Source organism: Klebsiella planticola ATCC 33531 (genome assembly GCF_000735435.1).
In the GTDB taxonomy this organism is placed as follows: Bacteria; Pseudomonadota; Gammaproteobacteria; order Enterobacterales; family Enterobacteriaceae; genus Klebsiella; species Klebsiella planticola.
On the sequence record NZ_JMPP01000028.1, the window covers coordinates 132,175 to 156,573 of the forward strand.

Genomic DNA, 24,399 nt, shown 5'->3' on the forward strand with positions numbered 1-24,399 from the left:
CACCTGTACCTAGCGGTTGATCTCCGTGACGCTAAAGTCATGAATATCGAGTTCAAACGCTTCCGCTAGTTCGCACCAGGTGTGATAGTCGCGGCCATCAACGCTGACGTGATGCGGATCGTCCCGCGAACGCCGTATCTCGCTCTCGCTGATTTCATTAATCGCCGCCAGCAGGGCATCTACATCGACATTCACCCCGCGACTTCCCTCATATCCACTACCTTTGGCGGTTTTCATCATGGCTACCTCGCTTGGCTCAGATCGTGCCTGTTTAAGTATAGGCATAAAATCAGAGGATGGTCGGCGCAGCATCAGGGGCAGCCGCAATGGCGGATGGTCTATAAAAACGCCACTCACCGGGCAGGGCGCTGCACAGCGGGCAGTTTTGTTCTACACTGGCTCAAAAATAGAGGAGATAAGTTATGCAGGTGAACGATCGTGTCACGGTGAAGACCGACGGTGGCCCACGTCGATCGGGTGTAGTTCTGGCAATAGAGTCGTTTAGTGAAGGGACAATGTATCTGGTTTCGCTGGAAGACTACCCGCTGGGGATCTGGTTTTTTAACGAAGCAGGGCATCCGGACGGGATCTTTGTTGAGAGAGAAGATTAGTTCGTGAGGCATCTGAACTGGCGGAGAGCACCGCCAGTTTTGCCTGCGCATGGTTCAGCGCAGGTTAACGTGTATTCCGCTGGTAATGTTTTCCGCCAGGCGCACGATATGGTAAATCACCTGTTTATTGTGAGTCTGAATTTTCTTTTTAATATTTCCTTTATGCGACGAAACCGTCTTCGCCTTGATGTTCATTTGGCTTGAAATCTGCGCCGTACCATAGCCCGCCATCCACATCTGCAACATATTCGATTCGGTACGACTTAGCGAAAGTGTCGGTATATTGATGCGGGCGCTGCTGTAATTATCGTATTTAAGACGATTACCCAGAATTTCATCAAGGTCTTTTGGTGTCAGCGATTTGGAACTAATAAGTAAATTCTTGCGCACCAGCAGATAGTGATCAAAATGAATGTTAGCTAACGACATGAAGATAACAAATAACGTCCCAGGGTGCTGGTTAATGATATGCCGGATAAGCTGATTGCTGTCCGGATGATGAATAAAGCAATCTTCATTGATAAATACCACTGCCGGATGCATGAATTCACAGGCTTCTTTCAGGCATTCCGCAGAATGTACTTCACTAATGTCGCGCTTTTTTATTCCCCGGCTTGTCAGATACCCGGACAATCCCAGCCGGGTATAGCTACACAAATCCATGATAATCGTTGACATGACCCATCCTCAATCAACACGTAACGACAATTTATCCCTCGCCGACAAGTGCGATGAAATCCATTTAAGTGGGTAATAAAAACCCGGTTCAGCACAGGAACCATCAGAGAGTCTAAACTATTCCGTAATATTGCCCATAATTTGCCAGGAATACTCCCAAAGTAATGTGCGGTCCGGGTTATGTGAGGGAATTAAAAGCAAAATTGCCGCTTTCCCGGAGAGCGTGGGCCCCAAATAATAAATATTTTTAGGATTTTCCTTATGTTGATTGCGTAAATAGCCAGCATTTTGTCATCACTGCTTCATTATCGTTATTAATTAATAATGCGGCGGCATTTTTTTCCGAGGGCGACGGTGGCGTTTTACGTAGGGTCATGTTGGCCAGTTTGACGCGGGTCAGTGGGAGGGGTGGCGGGCTTAACGCTTTAATGCCACAATACTTTTTTATCGGTTTGTGGGATGGATGATGAAAAAGTTAGTGATTGCCGGTGCGCTGTTGATGCTGGCGGGATGTGTCCAGGTTGATAATTACGATACCGTCGTCAAAGCGCCAGCGCCCGCCGGGTTAGAGGGATACTGGCAGTCAAAAGGCCCGCAGAGCGAAATGATGAGCCCGGACGCGATTGCCAGCCTGATTGTGACGAAAAATGGCGATACCCTCGATTGTCGCCAGTGGCAGCGCGTCATCGCCACGCCGGGTAAATTAATGCTGCGTGATGAGCAGGTCTATAACGTCACCTCCAGACTTGATGTTTATCCTGTTGAGCGTTCAGGTAACACGCTGCAATACGATCGCATGACCCTGACTCGCGTTGACCGCCTGACCGCCGAGTGCGAGCAGGCGTGGAAAAAAGCCGCGGCAGGGAAAAGCGTGAACTAATGCCGCTGCGGGCTGAGGCGACGTTCAGCCCGCGTGCTTCCAACGACTACAGCACCTCCTCAATGACCCAAACGCTGACGCTTCCGCCGTTGCAGGTAAAGGTGGCGCAGCCTTCGTCGTCGGTTTCCACCACCTCTTGACGATTGCCCAGAAAATCCTTCCAGCGCTTATTGCCATAGTTGGCACCCAGCGTCAGCAGCTTTTCTCCCTCATCGCCGTTAGACAATACAACAACGCATCCCGGATCTTCATCGGTGCCGCTGCGGCTGAACGCAATACAGTTGGGATGATCGAACCACAGCGTCTGGACGCCGTGAGCAAAACGCTGGCGGGCGTCAATAAGTTCATGCAACTGTTCAATCACCGGCATCTCAATGGCATAGGTCTGGCCATCACCACCGGTATCTTCATAGCTGGCGCCGAAGAGGTCGGCATAAAAAACCGAGGGAACGCCGTTTTCGCGCAGCAGAATGAGCGCATAGGCCAGCGGTTTGAACCACGGTTCGACGGGGGCCTCCAGCGCCTGCAAGGGCTGAGTGTCATGGTTGGTCACCAGCGTAACGGCATGAAACGGGTCGCTTTCAACCAGCGTGCCGCTAAAAATCTGGCTCATATCGTAGTCGCGCCCCTGGCGTGACGCCTCGTGAAACTTCATCTGCAAAGGGGCGTCAAACAGCATCGTTTTACCGTCGACGCGCTCGATATATTGCTGGAGCTTATCAACTTCATGCGACCAGTACTCAGCCACGATAAACAGCGGTTTTGTCGCCACTTCCTGCACATGGTCGATCCACGCTTTATAAAACCACGCGGGAATATGTTTAACCGCATCGAGACGGAAACCGTCGCAGCCGGTTTGCTCCATAACCCAGCGGGCCCAGTACTTCAGCTCTTCGGCGACCGCATGATTGCGGAAATCAATATTCTCGCCCATCAGGTAATCGAAATTACCCATTTCATCATCGACCTGATCGCTCCAGCCTTCGCCGGTATAATCGTTAACAATTTTAAAAACGCCGTCCTCGTCGGGATTCTCGATGTGATCGATGCCGCTGAAACATTTGTAGTCCCAGATAAACTGAGAATACTGCCCGCCCCGGACGGGGAAGGTGTAGCGTGTCCAGGCCTCGCATTCGATAATCTCTTCAGCGATTTGCGTCCGGTCCTGCTCATCGACGCGCTGCACGCGAATTTGCTCTTTCTCATCTGCGCCCATCTTGTGGTTGACCACCACGTCAAGCAGCACCGCGATATCGTGCTGGTGAAGGGCCGCAATGGCGGCAAGGAGCTGGGCTTTATCGCCATATTTCGTGGCAATCGAGCCTTTTTGGTCGAACTCACCGAGATCAAACAGATCGTAGCTGTCGTAGCCGACGGAGTAACCGCCGGACGCGCCTTTGTAAGCCGGCGGTAGCCAAATCATGTTAATGCCAATTTCATTCAGGTTCGGGGCCAGGGCTTCGACCTCGCGCCACAACTCGCCGCCGGCGGGGTAATACCAGTGAAAGCACTGTAGTAACGTGGGGTTTTTCATCTTCCATGCTCCAGACGTCATCAAGCTGACCTTTGCAGTATGAGATATCTCCAGCAAATCCGATGAATTTTGGTTCTCTTTTCGCTATGTCTTAAATCGCTGCGTATATAATGTTTCGGAATAAGATGTAGCGTATAGGTGTTGGTGAGCGAAACTAAACGCCTTACACTACTGGAAAATATCACTTATCAGGGGCATCTATGAAATTAGCACTTCTGGGTCGTCAGGCGCTGATGGGCGCGATGGCTGTAGTTTTAATGGCCGGCGTCAGCGCAAAATCGTTTGCTGCGGAAAATCTGCTGGGGCAGATTAAAGAGCGCGGGACGCTGCGCGTAGGCCTGGAAGGGACCTATCCGCCGTTCAGCTATCAGGGCGACGACGGTAAGCTGACCGGTTTCGAGGTTGATTTTGCTAATGAGCTGGCGAAACATCTGGGCGTGAAGGCCGATCTGAAACCGACCAAATGGGATGGCATGCTGGCTTCCCTCGACTCCAAACGTATTGACGTGGTGATTAACCAGGTCACCATTTCCGATCAGCGCAAGCAAAAGTATGACTTCTCTACCCCCTATACGGTGTCGGGTATTCAGGCGCTGGTGAAAAAAGGCAACGAAGGCATTATCAAAACCGCGGCTGACCTGAAAGGCAAAAAAGTCGGCGTCGGTCTGGGCACCAACTACGAAGAGTGGCTGCGCCAGAACGTCCAGGGCGTAGATATTCGTACCTATGATGATGACCCGACTAAATACCAGGATCTGCGCGTGGGTCGTATTGACGCGATTCTGGTCGATCGCCTGGCGGCGCTGGATCTGGTGAAGAAAACCGGCAATACCCTGGCGGTGACCGGCGAAGCGTTCTCCCGTCAGGAGTCTGGCGTGGCGCTGCGTAAAGGCAACGAAGACCTGTTGAAAGCGGTTGATGGCGCTATTGCTGATATGCAGAAAGATGGCAGCCTGAAAGCGCTGTCGGAAAAATGGTTTGGCGCCGACGTGACGATGTAACGGCTGGCGGTGAAAAAAGGCGCTATTGATAGCGCCTTTTTTTATTTCGTACGCCAGTGTGTGCATAATAAAGATAACTCAGTCAGGAGGTACCATGTCACTGCAAAATTTAACGCGCTTCCCGCGCCTGGAATTGATTGGCGCGCCGACGCCGCTGGAATATCTACCGCGCTTGTCCGATCATCTGGGCCGCGAGATTTTTATTAAACGTGACGACGTGACCCCGCTGGCGATGGGCGGCAATAAGCTGCGTAAGCTGGAGTTTCTGGCGGCAGATGCGCTGCGTGAAGGCGCGGATACGTTAATCACCGCCGGCGCGATTCAGTCGAACCACGTTCGTCAAACGGCGGCGGTGGCCGCGAAACTGGGTCTGCACTGTGTGGCGCTGCTGGAAAACCCTATCGGCACTCGCGCCGAGAACTACTTGACCAACGGTAACCGCCTGCTGCTGGATCTGTTTAATACCCAGGTTGAGATGTGCGATGCGCTGACCCAACCCGATGTTCAGCTGGAAGAGCTGGCAACCCGCATTGAAGCGCAGGGCTATCGGCCCTACGTCATTCCGGTGGGGGGCTCCAATGCGCTTGGCGCGCTGGGCTATGTCGAAAGTGCCCTCGAAATCGCCCAGCAGTGCGAAGGCGCCGTCGAACTCTCTTCCGTGGTGGTCGCCTCCGGGAGCGCGGGTACCCATGCCGGGCTGGCCGTAGGACTGGAACAGCTGATGCCTGGGGCTGAGCTGATTGGCATTACCGTATCACGCAAGGTGGCGGATCAGTTGCCGAAAGTCGTCGCGCTTCAGCAGGCGGTGGCGAACAGCCTGGAGCTCCAGGCCAATGCGGAGATTAAGCTGTGGGATGACTATTTTGCGCCGGGATATGGCACGCCGAACGACGAAGGAATGGAAGCCGTGAAGCTGCTGGCGCAGCTGGAAGGCATTCTGTTGGATCCGGTTTATACCGGCAAAGCGATGGCCGGGTTGATTGACGGCATTAATCAGAAGCGCTTTAAGGATGAAGGGCCGATTTTATTTATCCACACGGGTGGAGCGCCGGCGCTGTTTGCCTATCATCCCCATATCTAAAGCAGAACATACAGAATGCAAGAGAGTATCCAACTGGTTATCGATTCCGCGCCTTATCTGCTGAAAGGCGCGGTGTTTACGTTACAGCTGAGCATCGGCGGTATGTTCTTTGGCCTGGTGCTGGGCTTTATCCTCGCTTTGATGCGGATGTCGCCTCTGTGGCCGGTGAAATGGCTGGCGAGAATGTATATCTCCATCTTCCGCGGTACCCCGCTGATTGCCCAGCTGTTTATGATCTATTACGGTCTGCCGCAGTTTGGTATTGAGCTTGACCCGATCCCGGCGGCGATGATTGGTCTGTCGCTTAACACCGCGGCCTACGCGGCGGAAACGCTGCGTGCGGCGATTGCCTCGATTGACAAAGGGCAGTGGGAAGCGGCGGCCAGTATCGGTATGACGCCGTGGCAAACTCTGCGCCGGGCGATTTTGCCGCAGGCTGCGCGCGTGGCGCTGCCGCCGCTCTCCAACAGTTTTATCAGCCTGGTAAAAGATACCTCGTTGGCGGCCACCATTCAGGTTCCGGAACTGTTCCGTCAGGCGCAGCTGATCACCTCGCGCACCCTGGAGGTGTTCACCATGTATCTGGCCGCATCGCTGATTTACTGGGTGATGGCGACGGTGCTGTCCTCATTGCAGAACTATTTTGAAAACCAGCTGAATCGCCAGGAGCGTGATCCAAAATGAGTGCCATTGAAGTCAAAAACCTGGTGAAAAAATTTCACGGTCAGACGGTACTGCACGGTATCGACCTCAATGTCCAGGAGGGGGAAGTGGTGGCGATCATCGGCCCCAGCGGGTCCGGTAAAACGACGCTGCTGCGCAGTATTAATCTGCTGGAACAGCCGGAAAGCGGGACCATCCGGGTGGGCGATGTGACCATTGATACCACGCGCAGTTTCAGCCAGCAAAAAGGGTTGATTCGCCGCCTGCGCCAGCATGTGGGGTTCGTGTTCCAGAGTTTCAACCTGTTCCCGCATCGTACGGTACTGGAAAACATCATTGAAGGGCCGGTTATCGTCAAGGGTGAGGATAAAAACGAATCCATTGTTCGCGCCCGGGAACTGCTGGCGAAAGTGGGGCTGAGCGGTAAAGAAAACAGCTATCCTCGTCGTCTGTCCGGCGGTCAGCAGCAGCGTGTGGCTATCGCGCGTGCGCTGGCGATGCGCCCGGATGTGATTTTGTTTGATGAGCCGACGTCGGCTCTCGATCCTGAGCTGGTTGGCGAGGTGCTGAACACCATTCGCCAGCTGGCGCAGGAGAAGCGCACGATGGTCATCGTGACTCATGAAATGAGCTTTGCCCGCGATGTCGCGGACCGCGCGATTTTTATGGACCAGGGGCGTATCGTCGAACAGGGCGAAGCGAAAGCGCTGTTTGCCAACCCGCAGCAGCCGCGCACCCGCCAGTTCCTTGAAAAATTTCTGATGCAGTAATTTTTACCAGCTCGCGGCGGCCGTCCCCAGCGGCGAGGACGGCCGCGACCAGACCACCGGTGTTCCCGCCAGCTGTAACGGAAAGCGCAGACGTTCGCCCAGGCCGAAAGCTGACCACTCCAGCGCCGGCTGGAAATCGCCCCGTTGCGGTTCACGAAAAGAGAGGGGGCTGTCTGGCGTGGGATACTGCATTAAGCATGCCGCCACCCGAGCCAGCGACAGGCGAGCGCGATAACCCTCGCCGCAGGTCGCGCGGCGATAAAGACCTTTGAGTACCGCGGCAGCCATTAAGTAACCGGTAGCATGATCCAGGGCCTGAACCGGCAGAGGCACCGGTTTATCCGCCTGCCGCCACCGTTGACCGGCTGTGGCAATCCCGCAGGCCATCTGCACCAGACTGTCAAAACCGCGGCGGTTGCGCCATGGACCGCTCCATCCCCAGGCATTCAGCGACACATCGACCAGCCCTGGTCTGAGTCGAGCCCGCGTCTCACTATCTAATCCCAGGGTGTCCAGCGCATCGGCACGGTAGCCGTGTACGATAACATCAGCCTGACAGAGCAAATCTATTAAACGTTGCTTATCGATCGCTGTTTTAATATTCAGTCGTGCGCAGCGCTTGCCGAGCGTGATTTCCTCGGCGAGCGTCGGCTCACACCAGTCTGGCGGATCGATCCGCAGCACCTGCGCTCCGAGGCCGGCGAGCAGACGGGTGGCCACCGGTCCGGCAATAATCCGCGTCAGATCGAGTACCCGAATGCCAAGCAGCGGTCTGCTGCGAGCCAAACGCCAGTCGACGGGGGATCCAGGCGGTAAAGGTGTTTCGATGAGCAGCGGTTCCTGACTGACCGCCACGCCCTGCGGGTGCGCCTGCCATTGTCGGGCGCTGCGCATTGCCGCCGCACAACCGCCTGCTTCGACGACCGCTTGTTCAAGCGCTTCAGCCTGCCACAGGCGAACCGCTGATGCCAGAGAAGCCCGGGAGTCGTGTTCACCTAAAACACGTGCCATGGCCCGGCGGTGGTGGGCTGCGTTGGTATGCAAACGGATCCAGCCTTCCTGAGTCGGGTAGTCGCCGGCCAGGGGATCCCACAGCGACTGGGGCGGCCGGTTTACAGGATACAGGCTATGATTAAACCAGTAAGAAGCGAGGCGCCGGTCGACCCGGAGCGGCGAGGGATTACCTGAGAGTTGTGCCAGCTGAGCGCCGGCGACGGCGATAGACGCGGAGGCAAAATCGGTGACGGCAAAGCAGGAATGCAGCGCCCCCGCCTGGGTAAATTCGACTTCCGGGGCCGGGTGGGAACTAAAGGCCTGCCATAGCCGGGAATATATCGTGTTTAGCGATAAAGGATCCGACATACTTTTCTCCTGTAACGGGTGAGGAGCGCCAGTCATGGTCTAATAAGTGCGATGCATACGATATTTTATACATATAAATAAGATTTATGTGTTAGTTTTCTGTATTTCTAATAATGATTATTACTCAGGAGTTATTTGGTCGGTTATGAGGGACATTGATTTTTTCAGCTGGCGGCGGGAAATGCTGCAACAATTTCAGTCAATCACCACGGGAGGGGAAGTTTATAATCTCCTGCAACAACAAACGGAAGGGCTGGAATATGACTATTTTGCGCTTTGCGTACGCCACCCCGTGCCTTTTACCCGGCCCAGGATTACGCTGCAATCGACCTACCCGCAGGCGTGGATGACACACTACCAGGCTGAGAATTATTTTGCTATCGATCCGGTATTGCGTCCCGAAAACTTTCTCCGTGGCCATCTGCCGTGGGATGACAGACTCTTTCGTGATACGCCGGAATTGTGGGATGGTGCACGAGATCATGGGCTGAACAAGGGGGTTACCCAGTGTCTGACCTTGCCTAATCATGCTCAGGGATTTCTGTCCGTTTCCGGCCGCAGCCGTAGCGCAGGGCCGTTTCATGAAGACGAGCAGGAGATGCGCTTAAGAACGCTGACCGAGCTGAGCCTGCTGACGTTACTGCGGCTGGAAGATGCGATGGTCATGCCGCCGGAAATGAAGTTTAGTCGCCGTGAACTGGAAATATTGAAATGGACGGCGGAGGGAAAAACATCGGCTGAAGTGGCGATTATTCTCTCTATCTCAGAAAATACCGTTAATTTCCATCAAAAAAATATGCAACGAAAATTCAATGCGCCAAATAAAACGCAAATCGCCTGTTACGCGGTGGCGACCGGTTTAATTTGAGCAGGTAGGGTGTTCTGCGTGTCAGACGTGGGGACCGGCTGTGCTGAACTCACAGCCGGTTGACTGTTACTGGCGGTAAGCTTGTTTAATTTGCTTAACGGTGCTGGAGAATACGGCAGCCTGAGCCTCATCTTCCATCTGCGTGATCTGTTTTTCCATTTTAATAATCACCCGACCCGCATCCGCCTGGCCCATTGCCTGGAGCATCAGCGTCAGCAGCGTTTTCAGGCAGGTCACTTCCTGCGCCAGTTCTTGATTATTTTCTGCAGTGGAAAAATCTGGAGTGCTCATCGATATCCTCGTTTGCTATCGGCGCTTTTGCGCAATACTAAATGTTAAGGCGGCGCAGTATACCACAAGCGACGGGAAAAAAAGGAGCGCGTAATTTGTGTTCTCTCATCAGAGGTGTAGGTGCATTAATTGCCTGAATAATACGTACTCTGCACGCGCGTCGCAGGTTAATTTTGCGCTGGTGTGTTTTCATCGTTAATTATTGTTACATATTTTGTTTCCTATTTAGCAATGCGCTATCGCGGCGCCATGCCGGTGTTTTTGTAGGGCAAATGTTAAAAATGAAGCGTAATACAACTTACTGTTATCTATAAGTTTCCACTTACTGTGCAGACAAATTGACATATCCAGGGAAGAAACTTTCCGTAGGGCATTTTTTTGGCTTTTAAAGTGACGAGAAAACCCGGTAATATGTATGAGATAAGCTATCCGTAGCGTTATCCCTAATTCTGGAGATTATTCCTTTGATCAACGTCCTTCTTGTTGATGACCACGAGCTAGTGCGCGCAGGGATACGACGCATTCTGGAAGATATAAAAGGGATTAAAGTTGTCGGTGAGTCCTGCTGCGGCGAGGATGCTGTGAAATGGTGTCGCGCCAATTCCGTTGATGTTGTTCTGATGGACATGAACATGCCTGGAATTGGTGGCCTGGAAGCCACGCGCAAGATTGCGCGTTCCATTGTCGATACCAAAGTGATTATGCTCACCGTGCATACCGAAAATCCGCTGCCGGCAAAAGTCATGCAGGCGGGTGCCGCAGGCTATCTGAGTAAAGGTGCTGCGCCGCAGGAAGTGGTGAATGCCATTCGCTGCGTGGCATCCGGCCAACGTTATATTGCTTCCGATATCGCCCAGCAAATGGCGCTTAGCCAGATTGAGCCGGAAAAGACAGAATCGCCTTTTGCCAGTTTGTCTGAACGCGAATTGCAGATTATGCTGATGATCACCAGGGGTCAGAAGGTGAATGAGATCTCAGAGCAGTTAAATCTGAGTCCCAAAACCGTGAACAGCTATCGCTACCGGATGTTCAGTAAATTAAACATCCACGGTGACGTCGAGTTGACCCACCTGGCCATTCGTCATGGTTTGTGCAATGCGGAGTCGTTAGCAAGTCAGTGAGTGATGTTTTTGACGCAAAAGCTTTCCTGAAAACGGTAACCAGCCAGCCGGGCGTCTATCGCATGTATGATGCTGGCGGTACCGTCATCTATGTTGGCAAAGCAAAAGATCTGAAAAAAAGGCTGAGCAGCTATTTTCGGAGCAACCTGGCTTCGCGTAAAACCGAAGCGCTGGTGGCACTGATTGCGCAAATCGACGTGACCGTAACCCATACGGAAACGGAAGCGTTGCTGCTGGAGCACAACTACATCAAGCTGTATCAGCCACGCTATAACGTGCTGCTGCGCGACGACAAATCCTACCCCTTCATTTTCCTGAGCGGCGATACCCATCCACGCCTGGCAATGCACCGCGGTGCGAAACACGCCAGGGGCGAGTATTTCGGTCCTTTCCCGAATGGTTATGCGGTTCGCGAGACGCTTGCACTGCTACAAAAAATTTTCCCTGTGCGTCAGTGCGAGAACAGCGTGTACCGTAACCGGTCGCGTCCGTGCCTGCAGTATCAGATTGGCCGCTGCCTTGGGCCCTGTGTCTCAGGCCTGGTGAGCGAAGAGGAGTACGCGCAGCAGGTTGAATATGTGCGTCTTTTCCTCGCGGGTAAAGATGATCAGGTGCTGACGCAACTCATTGCCCGGATGGAGAAGGCCAGCCAGGCGCTGGAGTTTGAGGAAGCGGCGCGCATTCGCGATCAGATTCAGGCCGTACGCCGGGTGACCGAGAAACAGTTCGTCTCGAATACCGGGGATGACCTCGACGTTATCGGCGTCGCCTTTGATGCGGGTATGGCCTGCGTCCACGTTCTGTTTATTCGTCAGGGCAAGGTCCTCGGTAGTCGCAGCTATTTTCCGAAAGTGCCAGGCGGTACTGAGCTCGGCGAAGTGGTGGAGACGTTCGTCGGTCAGTTCTATCTGCAGGGCAGCCAGATGCGTACTCTGCCGGGAGAGATTCTGCTCGATTTTAATCTTGGCGATAAAACCTTGCTGGCGGATTCCCTCTCCGAACTGGCGGGGCGTCGGGTGAATGTTCAGACGAAACCACGCGGCGACCGCGCCCGCTATCTCAAGCTGGCGCGTACCAATGCGGCCACGGCCCTGACCACGAAGCTTTCCCAACAGTCGACGATCCATCAACGTCTTCAGGCCCTGGCTACCGTACTTAAACTGCCGGCCGTTAAACGTATGGAATGCTTTGATATCAGCCATACTATGGGTGAACAGACGGTGGCTTCCTGCGTAGTGTTCGACAGTAACGGGCCGCTGCGCGCCGAGTATCGACGCTACAATATTACCGGCATTACGCCGGGCGATGATTATGCGGCGATGAACCAGGTTCTGCGTCGCCGCTACGGTAAGGCAATAGAAGAGAACAAGATTCCTGACGTTATCCTGATCGACGGCGGTAAAGGGCAGCTTGGGCAGGCGAAAAGCGTCTTTGCCGGGCTGGATGTGCCCTGGGACAAACAGCATCCTCTCTTATTGGGGGTGGCGAAAGGCAGCGATCGTAAAGCCGGGCTGGAAACGTTATTCTTCGAACCAGAAGGTGAGGGGTTTAACCTGCCGCCTGATTCGCCTGCGCTGCACGTTATTCAGCATATTCGCGATGAATCCCACGATCATGCCATTGCCGGGCATCGTAAAAAGCGGGCAAAAGTGAAAAGCACCAGTTCACTGGAGACTATCGAAGGGGTAGGGCCGAAACGCCGCCAGATGCTGCTGAAGTATATGGGCGGATTGCAAGGGTTACAGCAAGCCAGCGTCGAGGAGATAGCCAAAGTACCGGGTATATCTCACGGTCTGGCAGAAAAGATCTTCTACTCGTTGAAACATTAGGGGCTCTGTAGCAACATAGGGCTAATTTTTACTTCTAACAGATAGTTACCTGTCACTATGCAATTTAATATCCCTACATTGCTTACTCTGTTTCGCGTCATCCTGATACCGTTCTTTGTGCTGGCGTTTTATCTGCCTTTCGTCTGGGCCCCTTTTGCCTGCGCCCTGATCTTTTTTGTCGCTGCCGTTACCGACTGGTTTGATGGTTATCTGGCCCGCCGCTGGAATCAGAGCACCCGTTTCGGCGCTTTTCTTGACCCGGTGGCCGATAAAGTGATGGTGGCGATTGCGATGGTGCTGGTGGTTGAGCACTATCACACCTGGTGGGTAACCCTGCCGGCCGCGACCATGATTGCCCGTGAAATTATTATTTCTGCGCTGCGTGAGTGGATGGCCGAACTGGGTAAACGCAGCAGCGTGGCGGTCTCCTGGATCGGCAAAGTGAAAACAACCGCGCAGATGACGGCACTGGTGTGGATGCTGTGGCGACCAAACGCCTGGGTAGAGTGGGCCGGCATCGCCCTGTTCCTCGTGGCAGCGGTGCTGACGCTGTGGTCTATGCTGCAGTATCTGAACGCCGCGCGCGGAGATTTGCTTGATCAGTGATCGTTTCGCCGCAAATTTCAGCAAACGACACAAGGATTTAAAAAATATCGTTGACTCATTTCGCCAGGTAAGTAGAATGCAACGCATCGAACGGCAGCACAGCTTGCCAGACGATAACAAAATCAAGTGATTAGCAAATTTGCTTGATGATGCGGGAATAGCTCAGTTGGTAGAGCACGACCTTGCCAAGGTCGGGGTCGCGAGTTCGAGTCTCGTTTCCCGCTCCAGATTAAAAACATCGGCAGATGCGGGTGTTTAAGTATTAAGGCGCGTTAGCAAAGCGGTTATGTAGCGGATTGCAAATCCGTCTAGTCCGGTTCGACTCCGGAACGCGCCTCCAATTTACATCCCGAGCCCGGATGGTGGAATCGGTAGACACAAGGGATTTAAAATCCCTCGGCCATAGGCTGTACGAGTTCAAGTCTCGTTCCGGGTACCATTGGGATTATTGAATAAAATCAATGATAAGCAGTGTCGTGAAACCACCTACGGGTGGTTTTTTCATTTCTGAAATCCCCCCTTTCATGATCTCGCGGCATTATATCTTTTTGTCACACGGTCCACCGCCTGACGGAGCGACCGCAATTATCCTGCCATACCGGGCCATTTCATGTCATGACGGGGTAATTCTACGCCGGGCGAAATCCCGCCAGGCCGGCCGTTGAAACTGATATCATCAACATCTCTGTTCCTCGAAAAGGTGTTCATATGCTGCATTCTGGCCTGCCGGAGAGGCATAGAATCTTCATCGGCGATATCCACGGTCAGTACCATAAGCTCTCCGCTTTGCTGGATCATCTTGATGCTCTGTACCAACGGGATGAGCGTTTACTGATCTTTGTCGGCGATCTGATTGATAATCAGCCTGGGGCGCCGATCGACCACCTGGCGGTACTGGAGCGGGTGAGGGCGGAAGTGGAATCGCGGCGGGCGATATGCCTGATGGGCAATCATGAATTTAATGCCGTTGGCTGGTCAATGCGCCATCCGCAGAGCGCTCAGCCCCTGCGGCCGCATTCACCGAATAATCGACGTCAGCATCAGGCGTTTCTGGCCGATGTTGTCGAAGACACTCCGCGGCATAATTTCTGGATCGACTGGTTTAAAACCCTGCCGCTGTTTGTTGATTATGGCGATATTCGGGCGGTACATGCCTGCTGGGAAGATGAGACAATTGCCCGGCTACGGCCGTGGCTGGATGAACAGAATCGATTGAAACCCGAAAGCTGGGTCGCCGCTTTTGATAAACAGCATCCTCTGTTCCGGATGATCGAGACCGTGCTTAAAGGACCGGAACTGAAACTCCCCGCGGGCTTTAGTTTCGTGGATAAGACCGGCGTCGAGCGCCGCCATATTCGTGTGCGCTGGTGGCGAGATGATGCGAAAACCTATCGCCAGATAGCCCAGGTTCAGGTGGAGATGGTCAGCCGGATCCCGGATATTCCTCTGGAGCAGACCGTTCCTGGCACCACAGATGTCCCGGTGGTGATCGGTCACTACACGTTATCCGGCGAACCTCACTCCTTGAGCGAGCGTGTTGTCTGCGTCGATTACAACGCGGCGAAAGCCGATAACCCGCTTTACGCCTGGATTCAGGAACCCGGCCCGCGACGCGCGGTAACGGGAACCTTTGTCTGCAAGCCCAATGCCTCCTGCCGCCACCCTGCCGGCTAGCGCCGGTATTCAGCGTTTCCCCCCCATTTTTCTCAGGCGCGGCATGGCCAAAGTGCGGTAAAATAGCGTTCCGGTTCGCCGGACTATTATCCTTTGGGAACGGAACGCCGTTATGGCAATAAAAACAATTTAAATGAGGGATCTTATGGCTACATTGCTTGAAAGCTACGGTGATTGCTTCCGCAAATATGCCACCTTTCGCGGGCGTTCGGCGCGCAAGGAGTATGTGGTTTTTACCGTCGCCAACTTTGTGCTTTCGGCCGTACTGGGGTTGATTCCAATCGTGGGCGGCCTGTTTGGCCTGATCATCATTATCCCCGGTATCGCGGTTGCGGTGCGCCGTCTGCATGATTTGAACAAATCAGGCTGGTGGCTGCTATCACCCTATGCTGTTCTGCTGGTTGGCTTTATCGGCATTATCGCCACCGTTGATAACGGTGAGGCGGCCGTGTGGGTATGGATCGCGGCGGCGGGAGGCATGGCGGCGCTGGCGTTGTCTGTCTGGCTGCTGTTTGCCCGCGGCACCGATGGCGTCAACCGCTATGGCGACATTCAGCAAGAGAGTGAATACAGCCCGCTAGCTGCCCGGCAGAGCGCGCCGCTCTCTTCCGCCGATGATGTGCGGGAACGCCTTGCGCAGGCGAAAAAAATGTTCGATGACGGAACCATTACCGAGAGCGAATACGAAACGATGCGCGCCAGCATCATTAAAGACATTTAACGCTTGCTGAGTACGCTGCCGGGTGGTTTTCTCCTGGCATTTCCGCTACTGTATGCGCCATTTTCTACCACGACGAGCCTGTTTATGAAAACCGGACCCCTGAACGAAAGCGAACTTGAATGGCTGGACGATATCCTGTCGAAATACGCCACCGAGGGCGCCATCCTTGATGTCTCAGAGCTTGACGGCCTGCTGACGGCCATTCTCTCCGGCCCGAAAGAGATTGAACCGGCTCAGTGGCTGCTGGCAATCTGGGGCGGAGCGGACAATGTGCCGCGCTGGGCGAACGACCGCGAGCGTGACCATTTTGTTAACCTAACTCTGCAGCACATGAGCGACATTGCCGAGCGTCTGGACGAGTATCCCGATCAGTTTGAACCGCTGTTTGGGACCCGCGAAGAGGAAGGTCAGGAGCTGACGATTGTTGAGGAGTGGTGCTTCGGCTATATGCGCGGCGTCGCTCTCGGAAACTGGCCTGCTCTGCCGGAAGAGCCGCAGTCGGCGCTGGACAGCATTGCTTTACACGGCACGGAAGCGCAGTTTACGGCGGTTGAGGCGCTCTCTGTCGATGAGTTTATCGCCAGTGTAGACCATATCCGCCCGGCAGCGCTCTCGTTGTACCAATACTGGACTGAGCATGCTGAGCCGGAGATCGTGCAGCAACCGATCCGCAATGAAGTCAAGGTCGGGCGTAACGATCCCTGTCCCTGTGGCAGCGGTAAAAAATATAAGCAGTGTTGCTTAGCGAAATAAAAAAGGGGCCTGATGGCCCCTTTTTTTATCCTACCGCCGGGAGCAGACCCGCGACGATGCAAAACTGAATAGCGACAATCGCGATACCGCATAGCAACACCAGCCACAGCGCCGGTGTTCCCCCTGCGACCCGCCAGGGAGCGTCAGGGTGCTGTTTCCGACTCTTCATCACCAGCAGCGAGGGCAGCATGAGCGCCAGCACCGCCAGCGCGACGCCGGCATAGCCCAGCGCCATCACGAAGCCGCGCGGATAAAACAGGGCAAACGCCAGCGGCGGGAGGAAGGTGATTGCTCCGCTTTGCAGACGACCGCCGGGGCTGTTTTTGCGCTGGAACAGATCGGCCAGATAATCAAACAGCCCAAGCGCCACGCCAAGGAACGAGGTGGCCAGCGCGAGGTCGGCGAACAGATGCACGGCCAGTTCAACGTGCGGCGACGCCACGACTTCGCGCAGTGCTTCCAGTAACCCGTTCAGGCCGGCATTTTGCGCCAGCAGCGCGGTAAATGCCGGTGAGTCAATACTGCCGAGCGTCGCCAGCTGCCAGAAAATATAGGCCACCAGCGGGATAAAGCTACCGATGATAAAGACCCGGCGCAGCTTACGAATATCGCCGTTGAGATAGCTGACGATGCTCGGCACGCTGCCGTGGAAACCGAAAGAGGTAAAAATCACCGGGATCGCCGACAGCGCCAGGCCCTGCTGGAGCGGGAGCGTCAGCAGATTGATCCGGTGAATATGTGGCAACAGCAGCACCAGCATAATGGCGAGAAAAATGATTTTGGCGCTAAACAGGAAGCGGTTAAACAGATCAACCAGCGATGTGCCGAGGCAGACTACCGCGCCGCCAATGGCGGTAAACAGCAACACGCCGCCCGCAGGAGGAAGCGACCAGTCCAGCCACTGATTGAGGCTAGAGGCCAGCAGTTCGCCCGCGCCGCTGATGTAGGCCGCGGTCAGCGCATACATCAGGAATAACATGCACAAGCCGGTCACCCACTGCCCGTAGCGTCCGAGATAACGTGCCGCCAGCGAACCGAGTCCCATATCGGCGGGCACGTGCTGATAGACCTCCAGCAGTAATAACGCGGTGTAGCACATCAGCGCCCACAGCGCGATCAGTAAGCAGAAGGTGACGCCGAAACCCACGCCCGCGGAAGCCAGCGGCATTGCCAACATCCCTGCGCCGATTGTGGTTCCGGCCACGATTAAAATACTACCCAGAGTGCGGTTCTTCACGTTTCTCTCTATCCATGAAGGAATTAACAATAAAATATGTCGCGCAGAGTATGTGAAATTATCATTCTCGTCAAATGAGGGTTACAGTGGTTGTAATTAAATATTTACACTCCACGAAGGCCGCCTGAAGGCTGCGCTGGCGCAAAGCTTGCTGCTGTCCGCCGGGCTATTCTGGGCGTTTTACAGGAGGAGCTATGCAATCGATTCATGGTCATGAAGTGCTGCAGATGATGATCGCCTCGGGCGAACCTTACTCGACGGCCAGTCTTGAAGCGGCAATCATCGCGCGCTTCGGCGCAGATGCACGTTTTCATACCTGCTCGGCAGAAAATTTAAGCGCGGCGGAGCTGGTGGCGTTTCTACAGAAAAAGGGGAAGTTTGTTGCCGTAGAGGCGGGGTTTAATACGCGTGAGAGTAAAATCTGCCAGCATTAATTTCGTGGCGAAGCCGAAACTTCGCCACCGGGATAATTAATTCTGCGTGTCGAGCGTCGCCAGCTCTTTATCAATAAAGTACAGGCCTTCGCCGCTTTTACCGGCGAGGGTCAGCTTATCAATAACAGATTTAAATAATTTCTCTTCTTCATGCTGTTCAGCCACATACCACTGCAGGAAATTAAACGTCGGATAATCCTGATTGGTCATGGCGGCGTGGGCCAGCTCATTAATTTTCTGGGTAATCAGCTGTTCGTGTTCGTAGGTGACGCGAAATAGCTCATCCAGCGATGCATACTCGGCAAACGGCGAGGAGATGGCGTTGATGCAAGGCAGGCTGCCGGTATCGGTCAAATAATCAAACAGGCGCTGCATATGGGTCATCTCTTCCTGCGCATGACGGCGGAGGAATGCGGCGGCGCCTTCAAAGCTGTGGTAGCTGCACCATGCGCTCATTTGCTGATAAAGCAGAGAAGAATAAAGCTCAAGATTCATCTGCTCATTCAGTTTATCGATCATTTCTGTTTTCAGCATCGCGTGTGCTCCGAAAATAAAGACTTAACATAATGGTGTCGCCACTATAATTTGTTATTAATTTATTTGCAAAAAGTAAATTAAAAAACTTATTTATTAAAAATGAAAATGGGAATAAAACGCATTGGCAATTTAATATGTAATGAGAATGGTTTCGGTTTAATATTTTAGCCAGTTCGTACTATCAAAATATAAAACAGAAATAAGGTGTCTGGCGTTGGCTGGAAGATGGGCTGCCAGGCAGCGGATTTCGTCGCTACCTGTGGCGGCTGGCACCGGGAGGCGGCAGGCCAAAGGCGAAAAATGTGAAGCGCTACGTAATTTATAAAACAACTTTTCATAAAATTTGAAAGTGTGTTTGTTAAGTAGTAGAGTCCATCATAACGCTAACGAACTATCGCGGGAGCGCCCGCGCAGCATTCAGGAGAGTAAAGCATGAAAATTGCACTGATGATGGAAAACAGCCAGGCCAGCAAAAACGCCATCATCCTCAACGAGCTAAACGCCGTTGCCGATGAAAAAGGGTTCCCGGTATACAACGTCGGGATGAGCGATGAGCACGATCATCATCTGACCTATATTCATCTGGGCATTATGGCCAGCATTCTGTTGAATTCGAAAGCGGTTGATTTCGTGGTAACCGGCTGCGGTACCGGGCAGGGAGCGCTGATGTCGCTGAATATCCACCCTGGCGTGGTGTGCGGCTACTGTATTGATCCGGCTGATGCCTTCCTGTTTGCGCAGATTAATAACGGTAATGCGCTGTCCCTGCCTTTTGCCAAAGGTTTTGGCTGGGGCGCCGAGCTGAACGTGCGCTTTATTTTTGAAAAAGCCTTCACCGGTCGCAATGGCGAAGGTTACCCGCCGGAACGCAAGGAGCCGCAGGTGCGTAATGCCGGGATCCTGAATACGGTGAAAGCTGCCGTGGTGAAAGATAACTATCTGGATACTCTGCGCGCTATCGATCCGGAACTGGTCAAAACGGCTGTCTCCGGCCCGCGTTTCCAGCAGTGCTTCTTCGAGAACTGCCAGGATAAAGAGATCGAAGCGTTTGTCCGCCAGATAGTCGGCTAAGCCCTCGGTTTTTTTTCCAATAAGGCCAGCTTCCGCTGGCCTTTTTACTTTTATTTTTTTCTCTCCGAGACGCTGCTGCCGGCATCTTTACTCAACCGCAAACTATCCACCATTCCCACCAGACAAATGAAGGCAATAAAGACGAAGGAGAGCCGGAAGCTGATTCCCGGCACTGCCGTCAGGCTTAACCACTCACTGGCTTTTTCACCCATGCGAATGCCGATCGCGCCGAGCGTGATCCCCAGACCCACGGCCAGCTGCGACGCGGTACTGAACAACGTATTGGCGTAGCTCATCTGCGCGGGCGGAACATCGGCAAAAGCAAGCGTGCTCACGCCGGTAAACTGAATCGAGCGGAATACGCCGCCGAGGTACAGGATCATGCAAATGAGCCAGATCGGGGTCTGCGGCGTTAAAAAAGCACAGGCGAGCAGTGAGATGACGTTTAGCGCCCCGTTTATCAACAGTAGCCGACGGAAGCCGAGCCAACGAATGAGCGGGGTGGTCGCGGGTTTAATGGTGAAGTTGCCGACAAACACCGCCAGCACCAGCAGCCCGGAATGGAAAGGATCCATACCAAAGCCGACCTGAAACAGCAGCGGCAACAGAAAGGGAACGGCGCTGATGGAAGCGCGGAAAAGCGACCCTCCGTACATCGTAACCCGAAAGGTGGGCACCTGTAGCGCATCCAGACGCACCATCGGCCACTCTGCCCGGCGGAAATGGCGCAGAGCGAACAGCATGCATCCTGTACCGAGCCCCAGCAGGAGCAGGGTTGCCCAGCCTTGCGGCCGGGTATCGCCAAGCAACTCCATGGCGCTCACCAGGCTCACCATGGCAACCGATGTCGCAAAGAAGCCGGGAAGGTCAAAGGGACGTCGCTCCTCTTCGCGGATAGCGGGAATAATACGCAGCGACAGCGCAATGGCTATCAATCCCAGAGGAACATTAATAAAGAATATCCAGTGCCAGCTGGCATAGCGGGTAATAAAGCCACCCAGCGGTGGACCGATGATCGGCGCCACCAGCGCCGGCCATGTCAATGTGGCAATGGCTTTGATGAGCTGATCTTTTGGCGTGGTCCGCAGCACCGCCAGACGGCCGACGGGCACCATCAGCGCGCCACCCATCCCCTGAAGGATACGCATAGCGACAAAGGTGTCCACGTTGCTGGCAAAGCCGCAAAAAACTGAGGCCAGCGTAAAAATGGCCAACGCCAGCGTGAAGATCTGACGCGCGCCGAAGCGATCGGCAATCCATCCGCTGGCCGGGATCAATACCGCCAGCGTAATCAGGTAGGCGCTGATACCGATATTCAGGTCAACCGCCGCAATGCCAAAATCCTTTGCCATGTCCGGCAGCGCGGTAGCGATTACCGTCCCGTCAAGAAACTCCATGAAAAATGCCCCGGCAACCAGCAGCGCGGGAGCGGAGAAGGCGCGGCCTTCTCGTGAAGAGATATCTGTACTCATTGTGTCTGCCATCGGCTGGTGAGGTTCTGATCGCAGGAAAAACCGGCAGGCTCTTAACTCTGCGATTTCCCTCATTTTTGTTTAATTTATAAATTATTTTTGTGAAAAAATTGTGAGTTGCCGCATATTTTTATTGATTTATGTGATGCAAGTCATATTATAAGCCCATCAACAGTAACACCTGCATAACAAAACCGGAGTCGCTTCATGAAACTGCGCAAAATTCTGAAGAGCATGTTCGAGCAGTACTGCAAAACATTCAAAGATGTACCGCCTGCCGGTATGTTCTGATAAAAAAACCTGCTGCGGCAGGTTTTTTTATCTCTCGGGATTTAGGTTACTATTACGCTCCTCGAAAAAGGAGTAATAAATGTCTCAACATCTCACCGAACAAGACGAACTGGTTTCTGACGTTGTCGCCTGCCAGTTGGTTATCAAACAGATTCTCGACGTCATTGATGTCATCGCCCCTGTTGAAGTGCGCGAAAAAATGACCACCCAACTGAAAGCCATCGATTTTGCCAGCCATCCGGCTTCGGCCGATCCGGTGACGCTGCGCGCGGTTCAAAAAGCGATTGCGCTGATTGAGCTTAAGTTTACGCCGCAGGGTGAAGCACACTAAGTTGTTTCGCCCCGCTATCGTTGTCGATGGCGGGGCGAGAACCAGACGTTAATGAGAGATAGCGGTCCTTGCCGGCGCCGGCTGCTGATCCTTAAAGAGCTTACTGTTGCCCCAGCACTCTTCATAACGGTGGCCGACTAAATCCTCCACAATGATGCGCACATCGGGCGGGATATCGCTAACCTTACCGCCGGCTTTAATCCGCGCCACTTCCTGCAGTACGACCAGGTGCGCTTTGCGATCCAGTTTCATCTGCTTGCTGAAGACAATGGCCGCCAGCGCCAGCAGGATCACGCCGCTACAGAACACCACCGCAATGGCGGTCACGGCGCTTTCTGGTTGCGTATGCGCTTTAGACTGGAACCCGTAGAAGCTGAGAATGGCTCCCATCGTGAAGACAATAATCGAACGCAGGATTTTTCCGGAGAAGGTCATGGCACCCGCGTAAATCCCTTCGCGACGGCGGCCGGTATAGATCTCATCAACATCGGCGAGGAAGGTGTAAACGGTCCATGGAATGTAGTACACGCCGCCGGTACCCAGGCCAAACAGCACCGTGATCCCAAACATCAGGATGGTTGCCAGATGGGCAGGCAGATGGAAAAACCACAGCGAGGTGTACAGCAACACGGAGAAAATCACGATGCTCAGCGCCAGAATATAGGGCTTGCTGAACCCCTTTTTCACGCACAGGCCGATAAACAGCGCCGTAGAGAGCAGCTGCAGAATCGAGTTCAGGCTGTTCAGCCCGGCAACCATCGCCGGATCGTGCTGCAGGACAAAGATAACGAAGTAGGTAAAGATCGAGGCAAACAGCCATTCTGCGCCGAAACCGCAGAGATACATCCCAAGATGTTTGCGGAACACGCGTAGATAGAAGGTCGAACGCATATCCTTCGCCAGCATCAGCAGGGTCGAGAACAGGCCTTTTTTCTCGCTCACGCGAACTTCTTCTTCACGCGGACGCTCCCAGCTGCAAAACCACAGGCAGGAGATGGCGATAATCAGAATAGCGCCGTAGGTCAGCCCGGTCAGGAAGAACGGTGTGGCGGAGTCTTTGCCGTACAACAGGATAAACTGACCAGGGATGAATGCCGCGAGGAAGTTGGCGAGCTTACCGAAAATGGCTTTATAGCCGGTCAGTTTAGAGCGTAATGAGAAGTCGTCGGTCATTTCAGTGGCTAAGGTTTCATAAGGCACCATGACTGAGGTATAAATAATCTCAAAGACGACGTAGGTGCAGAGGTAGTACCAGAAACCAAGCCCCTCAACCCACAGCAGCGGGTAAAACATCATCAGCGGTATGCCGATCAATAAAAAGAAACGTCGGCGTCCAAAGCGTTTGCCGAGCCGCGTTTTACCGAAGTTATCGGTCAGGTAACCCATTAACGGGTTGCTGATCGCATCGATGATGCTGGCGACGGAAAAAATAAACGACGCTTCAATCAGCGTCAGTCCGCAGAAGGTGGTGTAAAAATAAAGTAACCAGGCGCCGCTGATCGCCAGCGCGCCGCTCCCCAGCAAATTACCGCCGCCGTAGGCGAGCTGATGGCGTAACAAAATCGGTCTTCCCTGCAACCCTTGTGAGGTTGAAGCCGCGTATCTTGCCATTAATATAAACCCCATGTTTTAAATTTTTGAAACGCTGTTTTTATATTCTTAAAGTCGATGACGAAAAGTGATCGTCGTCACTAATCATCCGCTGCGCGCTTTCCTGGGGCAGGAATGCGATCGGCTTAAAAGTTTTTAATGCCTTTCAGGAATAAGAACGGCGCCTGAGCGCTGGAAATGATGTTTAGAAATAGCGAACGCTGGAACGTTATTCACGATGGTCGGGGGCGTGAAGCGGGGGATGGATTACCTTGTGCCGTTTATCCGCGATGCGGATCTGTGGCCAGAAGCGTTTGCAGGACATCCCCGCGCGGGGTTAATGCGGTTACGTCAGTCAGGGTGAGCACTATCATGCGGCGCTGAAGCCGTTCCCTCAGGATTGAGCCTCACGGAGGGAACGGCGGATGTGGTGCCCGCCGCTGCGGCCTTAATCCTGGCGACGTGTCACCAGACTGAGCAGGCGGCGATCGGTCTGCAGCATACCCAGGCCGGCTTTATCCGCATTACGGACCTCTTCAAGCACGCTTTGCAGCAGTACGCCGTCCTGCTGCTGCTCTTTCTCTAGCAGCGTCAGGAAGCGCCAGGTGGTGTCGTCACATTGCGCTTTAGCTTCTTCGGTCAGCCCGGACAGCATGCTGCTACGCTGTTCATAATCGGCCAGAGTGGTGGTAAACAGATCTTCGAGGGAGTGACAGTTATGGTGGTAACTGCCTTCGTTTTTGACGATCGGCCAGTTTCCGCCGGTCTTCATAAAATCGAATACGCGCATCATCTGCGTCACGTGCGATTGTGCCCGGGAGCGCAAAAAGATGGCGGTGCCGTTCAGACGGTGCTGTTCGCACCATTCGCTGAGATGCAGATATAAATTTGAGGCATGAAACTCAAGGTTCATCTGATTATTGAGTTTTTGAGCCATTCCTGGAACGACCATAAAAATATCCTTATTAAGCTGGAGATATCATTCACGCGTCG

Annotated in this window: 27 protein-coding genes and 3 tRNA genes; 20 read left to right on the forward strand and 10 right to left on the reverse strand. The window is 53.7% G+C overall.

All coding sequences use genetic code 11. The features are described from left to right. Positions 1 to 9: 9 nt before the first annotated feature. Positions 10 to 237 (reverse strand): YodD family peroxide/acid resistance protein, encoded by a 228-nt coding sequence (gene yodD / locus GRPL_RS12390; RefSeq protein WP_032686881.1) that lies wholly within the window; start codon positions 235 to 237, stop codon positions 10 to 12. Between the two features lie 185 nt (positions 238 to 422). Here yodD and dsrB point away from each other — a divergent pair, with 185 nt between their 5' ends. Continuing rightward, positions 423 to 611: a protein DsrB gene (dsrB, locus tag GRPL_RS12385; RefSeq protein WP_004864183.1), complete on the forward strand. Its 189-nt coding sequence runs from the start codon at positions 423 to 425 to the stop codon at positions 609 to 611. Positions 612 to 665: 54 nt separating this feature from the next. On the opposite strand, the gene rcsA is transcribed toward dsrB, so the two are convergent. After that, entirely contained in the window at positions 666 to 1,289 is a 624-nt protein-coding gene (gene rcsA / locus GRPL_RS12380; protein ID WP_032699325.1) for a transcriptional regulator RcsA, read from the reverse strand. A 463-nt stretch (positions 1,290 to 1,752) separates the two neighbouring features. Here rcsA and yedD point away from each other — a divergent pair, with 463 nt between their 5' ends. Then, positions 1,753 to 2,169, forward strand: coding sequence for a lipoprotein YedD (yedD, locus tag GRPL_RS12375; protein ID WP_162180082.1), 417 nt, complete (start codon positions 1,753 to 1,755; stop codon positions 2,167 to 2,169). A 46-nt stretch (positions 2,170 to 2,215) separates the two neighbouring features. Here yedD and amyA read toward each other — a convergent pair whose 3' ends face one another. After that, positions 2,216 to 3,703 (reverse strand): alpha-amylase, encoded by a 1,488-nt coding sequence (gene amyA / locus GRPL_RS12370; RefSeq protein WP_032686884.1) that lies wholly within the window; start codon positions 3,701 to 3,703, stop codon positions 2,216 to 2,218. A 200-nt stretch (positions 3,704 to 3,903) separates the two neighbouring features. On the opposite strand from amyA, the gene tcyJ reads away from it, so the two are divergent. The 4 genes from tcyJ to tcyN all read left to right on the forward strand — a co-directional run bounded on the left by tcyJ (position 3,904) and on the right by tcyN (position 7,218). Further along, positions 3,904 to 4,704, forward strand: a complete 801-nt coding sequence (gene tcyJ / locus GRPL_RS12365; protein ID WP_004864171.1) for a cystine ABC transporter substrate-binding protein — start codon at positions 3,904 to 3,906, stop codon at positions 4,702 to 4,704. Between the two features lie 94 nt (positions 4,705 to 4,798). Then, entirely contained in the window at positions 4,799 to 5,785 is a 987-nt protein-coding gene (gene dcyD / locus GRPL_RS12360) for a D-cysteine desulfhydrase (protein WP_032699327.1), read from the forward strand. A 15-nt stretch (positions 5,786 to 5,800) separates the two neighbouring features. Continuing rightward, positions 5,801 to 6,469 carry a cystine ABC transporter permease gene (gene tcyL, locus GRPL_RS12355; protein WP_004864166.1) on the forward strand — a complete coding sequence of 223 codons (669 nt, stop codon included), beginning with the start codon at positions 5,801 to 5,803 and terminating at the stop codon, positions 6,467 to 6,469. After that, positions 6,466 to 7,218, forward strand: coding sequence for an L-cystine ABC transporter ATP-binding protein TcyN (gene tcyN / locus GRPL_RS12350; protein WP_032695307.1), 753 nt, complete (start codon positions 6,466 to 6,468; stop codon positions 7,216 to 7,218). Before tcyL ends, tcyN begins: the two co-directional genes overlap by 4 nt. A 3-nt stretch (positions 7,219 to 7,221) precedes the next feature. Here tcyN and GRPL_RS12345 read toward each other — a convergent pair whose 3' ends face one another. Continuing rightward, complete coding sequence (locus tag GRPL_RS12345; protein WP_032699328.1) at positions 7,222 to 8,580, reverse strand: CoA transferase; 1,359 nt, start codon at positions 8,578 to 8,580, stop codon at positions 7,222 to 7,224. 145 nt (positions 8,581 to 8,725) lie between these two features. Between GRPL_RS12345 and sdiA the strand changes: the two genes are divergently transcribed. Continuing rightward, positions 8,726 to 9,448, forward strand: coding sequence for a quorum-sensing transcriptional regulator SdiA (gene sdiA, locus GRPL_RS12340; RefSeq protein ID WP_032686892.1), 723 nt, complete (start codon positions 8,726 to 8,728; stop codon positions 9,446 to 9,448). A 66-nt stretch (positions 9,449 to 9,514) separates the two neighbouring features. On the opposite strand, the gene GRPL_RS12335 is transcribed toward sdiA, so the two are convergent. Further along, entirely contained in the window at positions 9,515 to 9,739 is a 225-nt protein-coding gene (locus GRPL_RS12335; protein WP_004864152.1) for a DUF2594 family protein, read from the reverse strand. Positions 9,740 to 10,203: 464 nt separating this feature from the next. On the opposite strand from GRPL_RS12335, the gene uvrY reads away from it, so the two are divergent. The 9 genes from uvrY to GRPL_RS12290 all read left to right on the forward strand — a co-directional run bounded on the left by uvrY (position 10,204) and on the right by GRPL_RS12290 (position 16,443). Beyond that, entirely contained in the window at positions 10,204 to 10,860 is a 657-nt protein-coding gene (uvrY, locus tag GRPL_RS12330; protein WP_032686893.1) for a UvrY/SirA/GacA family response regulator transcription factor, read from the forward strand. After that, complete coding sequence (uvrC, locus tag GRPL_RS12325; RefSeq protein ID WP_004864146.1) at positions 10,857 to 12,689, forward strand: excinuclease ABC subunit UvrC; 1,833 nt, start codon at positions 10,857 to 10,859, stop codon at positions 12,687 to 12,689. Before uvrY ends, uvrC begins: the two co-directional genes overlap by 4 nt. A gap of 57 nt (positions 12,690 to 12,746) precedes the next feature. After that, positions 12,747 to 13,295 (forward strand): CDP-diacylglycerol--glycerol-3-phosphate 3-phosphatidyltransferase, encoded by a 549-nt coding sequence (gene pgsA, locus GRPL_RS12320; protein WP_004864143.1) that lies wholly within the window; start codon positions 12,747 to 12,749, stop codon positions 13,293 to 13,295. Between the two features lie 151 nt (positions 13,296 to 13,446). Further along, positions 13,447 to 13,522 (forward strand) — tRNA-Gly (locus tag GRPL_RS12315). Positions 13,523 to 13,561: 39 nt separating this feature from the next. Further along, positions 13,562 to 13,635, forward strand: a tRNA-Cys gene (locus GRPL_RS12310). A 13-nt stretch (positions 13,636 to 13,648) separates the two neighbouring features. Then, positions 13,649 to 13,734 (forward strand) — tRNA-Leu (locus tag GRPL_RS12305). A 269-nt stretch (positions 13,735 to 14,003) separates the two neighbouring features. Continuing rightward, positions 14,004 to 14,969, forward strand: a complete 966-nt coding sequence (locus GRPL_RS12300; protein WP_032699330.1) for a metallophosphoesterase — start codon at positions 14,004 to 14,006, stop codon at positions 14,967 to 14,969. 145 nt (positions 14,970 to 15,114) lie between these two features. Beyond that, a complete protein-coding gene (locus tag GRPL_RS12295) occupies positions 15,115 to 15,690 on the forward strand; it encodes a DUF805 domain-containing protein (RefSeq protein WP_032686895.1) in 576 nt (191 codons plus the stop codon). Between the two features lie 84 nt (positions 15,691 to 15,774). Continuing rightward, complete coding sequence (locus tag GRPL_RS12290) at positions 15,775 to 16,443, forward strand: YecA/YgfB family protein (RefSeq protein WP_032687321.1); 669 nt, start codon at positions 15,775 to 15,777, stop codon at positions 16,441 to 16,443. Between the two features lie 25 nt (positions 16,444 to 16,468). Here the strand turns inward: GRPL_RS12290 and tyrP are convergent, their stop codons facing one another. Further along, a complete protein-coding gene (gene tyrP, locus GRPL_RS12285; protein WP_032699331.1) occupies positions 16,469 to 17,680 on the reverse strand; it encodes a tyrosine transporter TyrP in 1,212 nt (403 codons plus the stop codon). 194 nt (positions 17,681 to 17,874) lie between these two features. Between tyrP and GRPL_RS12280 the strand changes: the two genes are divergently transcribed. Beyond that, positions 17,875 to 18,114, forward strand: a complete 240-nt coding sequence (locus GRPL_RS12280; RefSeq protein WP_032686897.1) for a YecH family metal-binding protein — start codon at positions 17,875 to 17,877, stop codon at positions 18,112 to 18,114. A 36-nt stretch (positions 18,115 to 18,150) separates the two neighbouring features. Here the strand turns inward: GRPL_RS12280 and ftnA are convergent, their stop codons facing one another. After that, positions 18,151 to 18,648, reverse strand: a complete 498-nt coding sequence (gene ftnA / locus GRPL_RS12275) for a non-heme ferritin (RefSeq protein ID WP_004864122.1) — start codon at positions 18,646 to 18,648, stop codon at positions 18,151 to 18,153. A 435-nt stretch (positions 18,649 to 19,083) separates the two neighbouring features. Between ftnA and GRPL_RS12270 the strand changes: the two genes are divergently transcribed. Next, positions 19,084 to 19,722: an RpiB/LacA/LacB family sugar-phosphate isomerase gene (locus tag GRPL_RS12270; RefSeq protein WP_004864120.1), complete on the forward strand. Its 639-nt coding sequence runs from the start codon at positions 19,084 to 19,086 to the stop codon at positions 19,720 to 19,722. 50 nt (positions 19,723 to 19,772) lie between these two features. On the opposite strand, the gene GRPL_RS12265 is transcribed toward GRPL_RS12270, so the two are convergent. Continuing rightward, positions 19,773 to 21,194 carry an MFS transporter gene (locus GRPL_RS12265; protein WP_032686898.1) on the reverse strand — a complete coding sequence of 474 codons (1,422 nt, stop codon included), beginning with the start codon at positions 21,192 to 21,194 and terminating at the stop codon, positions 19,773 to 19,775. A 207-nt stretch (positions 21,195 to 21,401) separates the two neighbouring features. Between GRPL_RS12265 and azuC the strand changes: the two genes are divergently transcribed. Together azuC and GRPL_RS12260 are read left to right on the forward strand one after the other, a co-directional pair. Next, the gene (azuC, locus tag GRPL_RS27770; protein WP_015583995.1) at positions 21,402 to 21,485 is read left to right on the forward strand and encodes a stress response protein AzuC; all 84 of its coding nucleotides are present in this window, start codon (positions 21,402 to 21,404) and stop codon (positions 21,483 to 21,485) included. A 79-nt stretch (positions 21,486 to 21,564) separates the two neighbouring features. Continuing rightward, positions 21,565 to 21,816: a DUF2766 family protein gene (locus GRPL_RS12260; protein ID WP_004864113.1), complete on the forward strand. Its 252-nt coding sequence runs from the start codon at positions 21,565 to 21,567 to the stop codon at positions 21,814 to 21,816. Between the two features lie 48 nt (positions 21,817 to 21,864). On the opposite strand, the gene GRPL_RS12255 is transcribed toward GRPL_RS12260, so the two are convergent. Both GRPL_RS12255 and GRPL_RS12250 read right to left on the reverse strand, forming a co-directional pair. Further along, positions 21,865 to 23,427 carry an MFS transporter gene (locus GRPL_RS12255; protein ID WP_049267857.1) on the reverse strand — a complete coding sequence of 521 codons (1,563 nt, stop codon included), beginning with the start codon at positions 23,425 to 23,427 and terminating at the stop codon, positions 21,865 to 21,867. Positions 23,428 to 23,854: 427 nt separating this feature from the next. Beyond that, positions 23,855 to 24,358 carry a non-heme ferritin-like protein gene (locus GRPL_RS12250; RefSeq protein ID WP_032686900.1) on the reverse strand — a complete coding sequence of 168 codons (504 nt, stop codon included), beginning with the start codon at positions 24,356 to 24,358 and terminating at the stop codon, positions 23,855 to 23,857. Positions 24,359 to 24,399 lie beyond the last annotated feature (41 nt).

Bases quoted from the DNA above. Each gene is read 5' to 3' on its own strand.
- yodD (WP_032686881.1), bottom strand. From the start codon at position 237: ATGAAAACCGCCAAAGGTAGTGGATATGAGGGAAGTCGCGGGGTGAAT.
- dsrB (WP_004864183.1), top strand. From the start codon at position 423: ATGCAGGTGAACGATCGTGTCACGGTGAAGACCGACGGTGGCCCACGT.
- rcsA (WP_032699325.1), bottom strand. From the start codon at position 1,289: ATGTCAACGATTATCATGGATTTGTGTAGCTATACCCGGCTGGGATTG.
- yedD (WP_162180082.1), top strand. From the start codon at position 1,753: ATGATGAAAAAGTTAGTGATTGCCGGTGCGCTGTTGATGCTGGCGGGA.
- amyA (WP_032686884.1), bottom strand. From the start codon at position 3,703: ATGAAAAACCCCACGTTACTACAGTGCTTTCACTGGTATTACCCCGCC.
- tcyJ (WP_004864171.1), top strand. From the start codon at position 3,904: ATGAAATTAGCACTTCTGGGTCGTCAGGCGCTGATGGGCGCGATGGCT.
- dcyD (WP_032699327.1), top strand. From the start codon at position 4,799: ATGTCACTGCAAAATTTAACGCGCTTCCCGCGCCTGGAATTGATTGGC.
- tcyL (WP_004864166.1), top strand. From the start codon at position 5,801: ATGCAAGAGAGTATCCAACTGGTTATCGATTCCGCGCCTTATCTGCTG.
- tcyN (WP_032695307.1), top strand. From the start codon at position 6,466: ATGAGTGCCATTGAAGTCAAAAACCTGGTGAAAAAATTTCACGGTCAG.
- GRPL_RS12345 (WP_032699328.1), bottom strand. From the start codon at position 8,580: ATGTCGGATCCTTTATCGCTAAACACGATATATTCCCGGCTATGGCAG.
- sdiA (WP_032686892.1), top strand. From the start codon at position 8,726: ATGAGGGACATTGATTTTTTCAGCTGGCGGCGGGAAATGCTGCAACAA.
- GRPL_RS12335 (WP_004864152.1), bottom strand. From the start codon at position 9,739: ATGAGCACTCCAGATTTTTCCACTGCAGAAAATAATCAAGAACTGGCG.
- pgsA (WP_004864143.1), top strand. From the start codon at position 12,747: ATGCAATTTAATATCCCTACATTGCTTACTCTGTTTCGCGTCATCCTG.
- GRPL_RS12300 (WP_032699330.1), top strand. From the start codon at position 14,004: ATGCTGCATTCTGGCCTGCCGGAGAGGCATAGAATCTTCATCGGCGAT.
- GRPL_RS12295 (WP_032686895.1), top strand. From the start codon at position 15,115: ATGGCTACATTGCTTGAAAGCTACGGTGATTGCTTCCGCAAATATGCC.
- GRPL_RS12290 (WP_032687321.1), top strand. From the start codon at position 15,775: ATGAAAACCGGACCCCTGAACGAAAGCGAACTTGAATGGCTGGACGAT.
- GRPL_RS12280 (WP_032686897.1), top strand. From the start codon at position 17,875: ATGCAATCGATTCATGGTCATGAAGTGCTGCAGATGATGATCGCCTCG.
- ftnA (WP_004864122.1), bottom strand. From the start codon at position 18,648: ATGCTGAAAACAGAAATGATCGATAAACTGAATGAGCAGATGAATCTT.
- GRPL_RS12270 (WP_004864120.1), top strand. From the start codon at position 19,084: ATGAAAATTGCACTGATGATGGAAAACAGCCAGGCCAGCAAAAACGCC.
- GRPL_RS12265 (WP_032686898.1), bottom strand. From the start codon at position 21,194: ATGAGTACAGATATCTCTTCACGAGAAGGCCGCGCCTTCTCCGCTCCC.
- azuC (WP_015583995.1), top strand. From the start codon at position 21,402: ATGAAACTGCGCAAAATTCTGAAGAGCATGTTCGAGCAGTACTGCAAA.
- GRPL_RS12260 (WP_004864113.1), top strand. From the start codon at position 21,565: ATGTCTCAACATCTCACCGAACAAGACGAACTGGTTTCTGACGTTGTC.
- GRPL_RS12255 (WP_049267857.1), bottom strand. From the start codon at position 23,427: ATGGCAAGATACGCGGCTTCAACCTCACAAGGGTTGCAGGGAAGACCG.
- GRPL_RS12250 (WP_032686900.1), bottom strand. From the start codon at position 24,358: ATGGTCGTTCCAGGAATGGCTCAAAAACTCAATAATCAGATGAACCTT.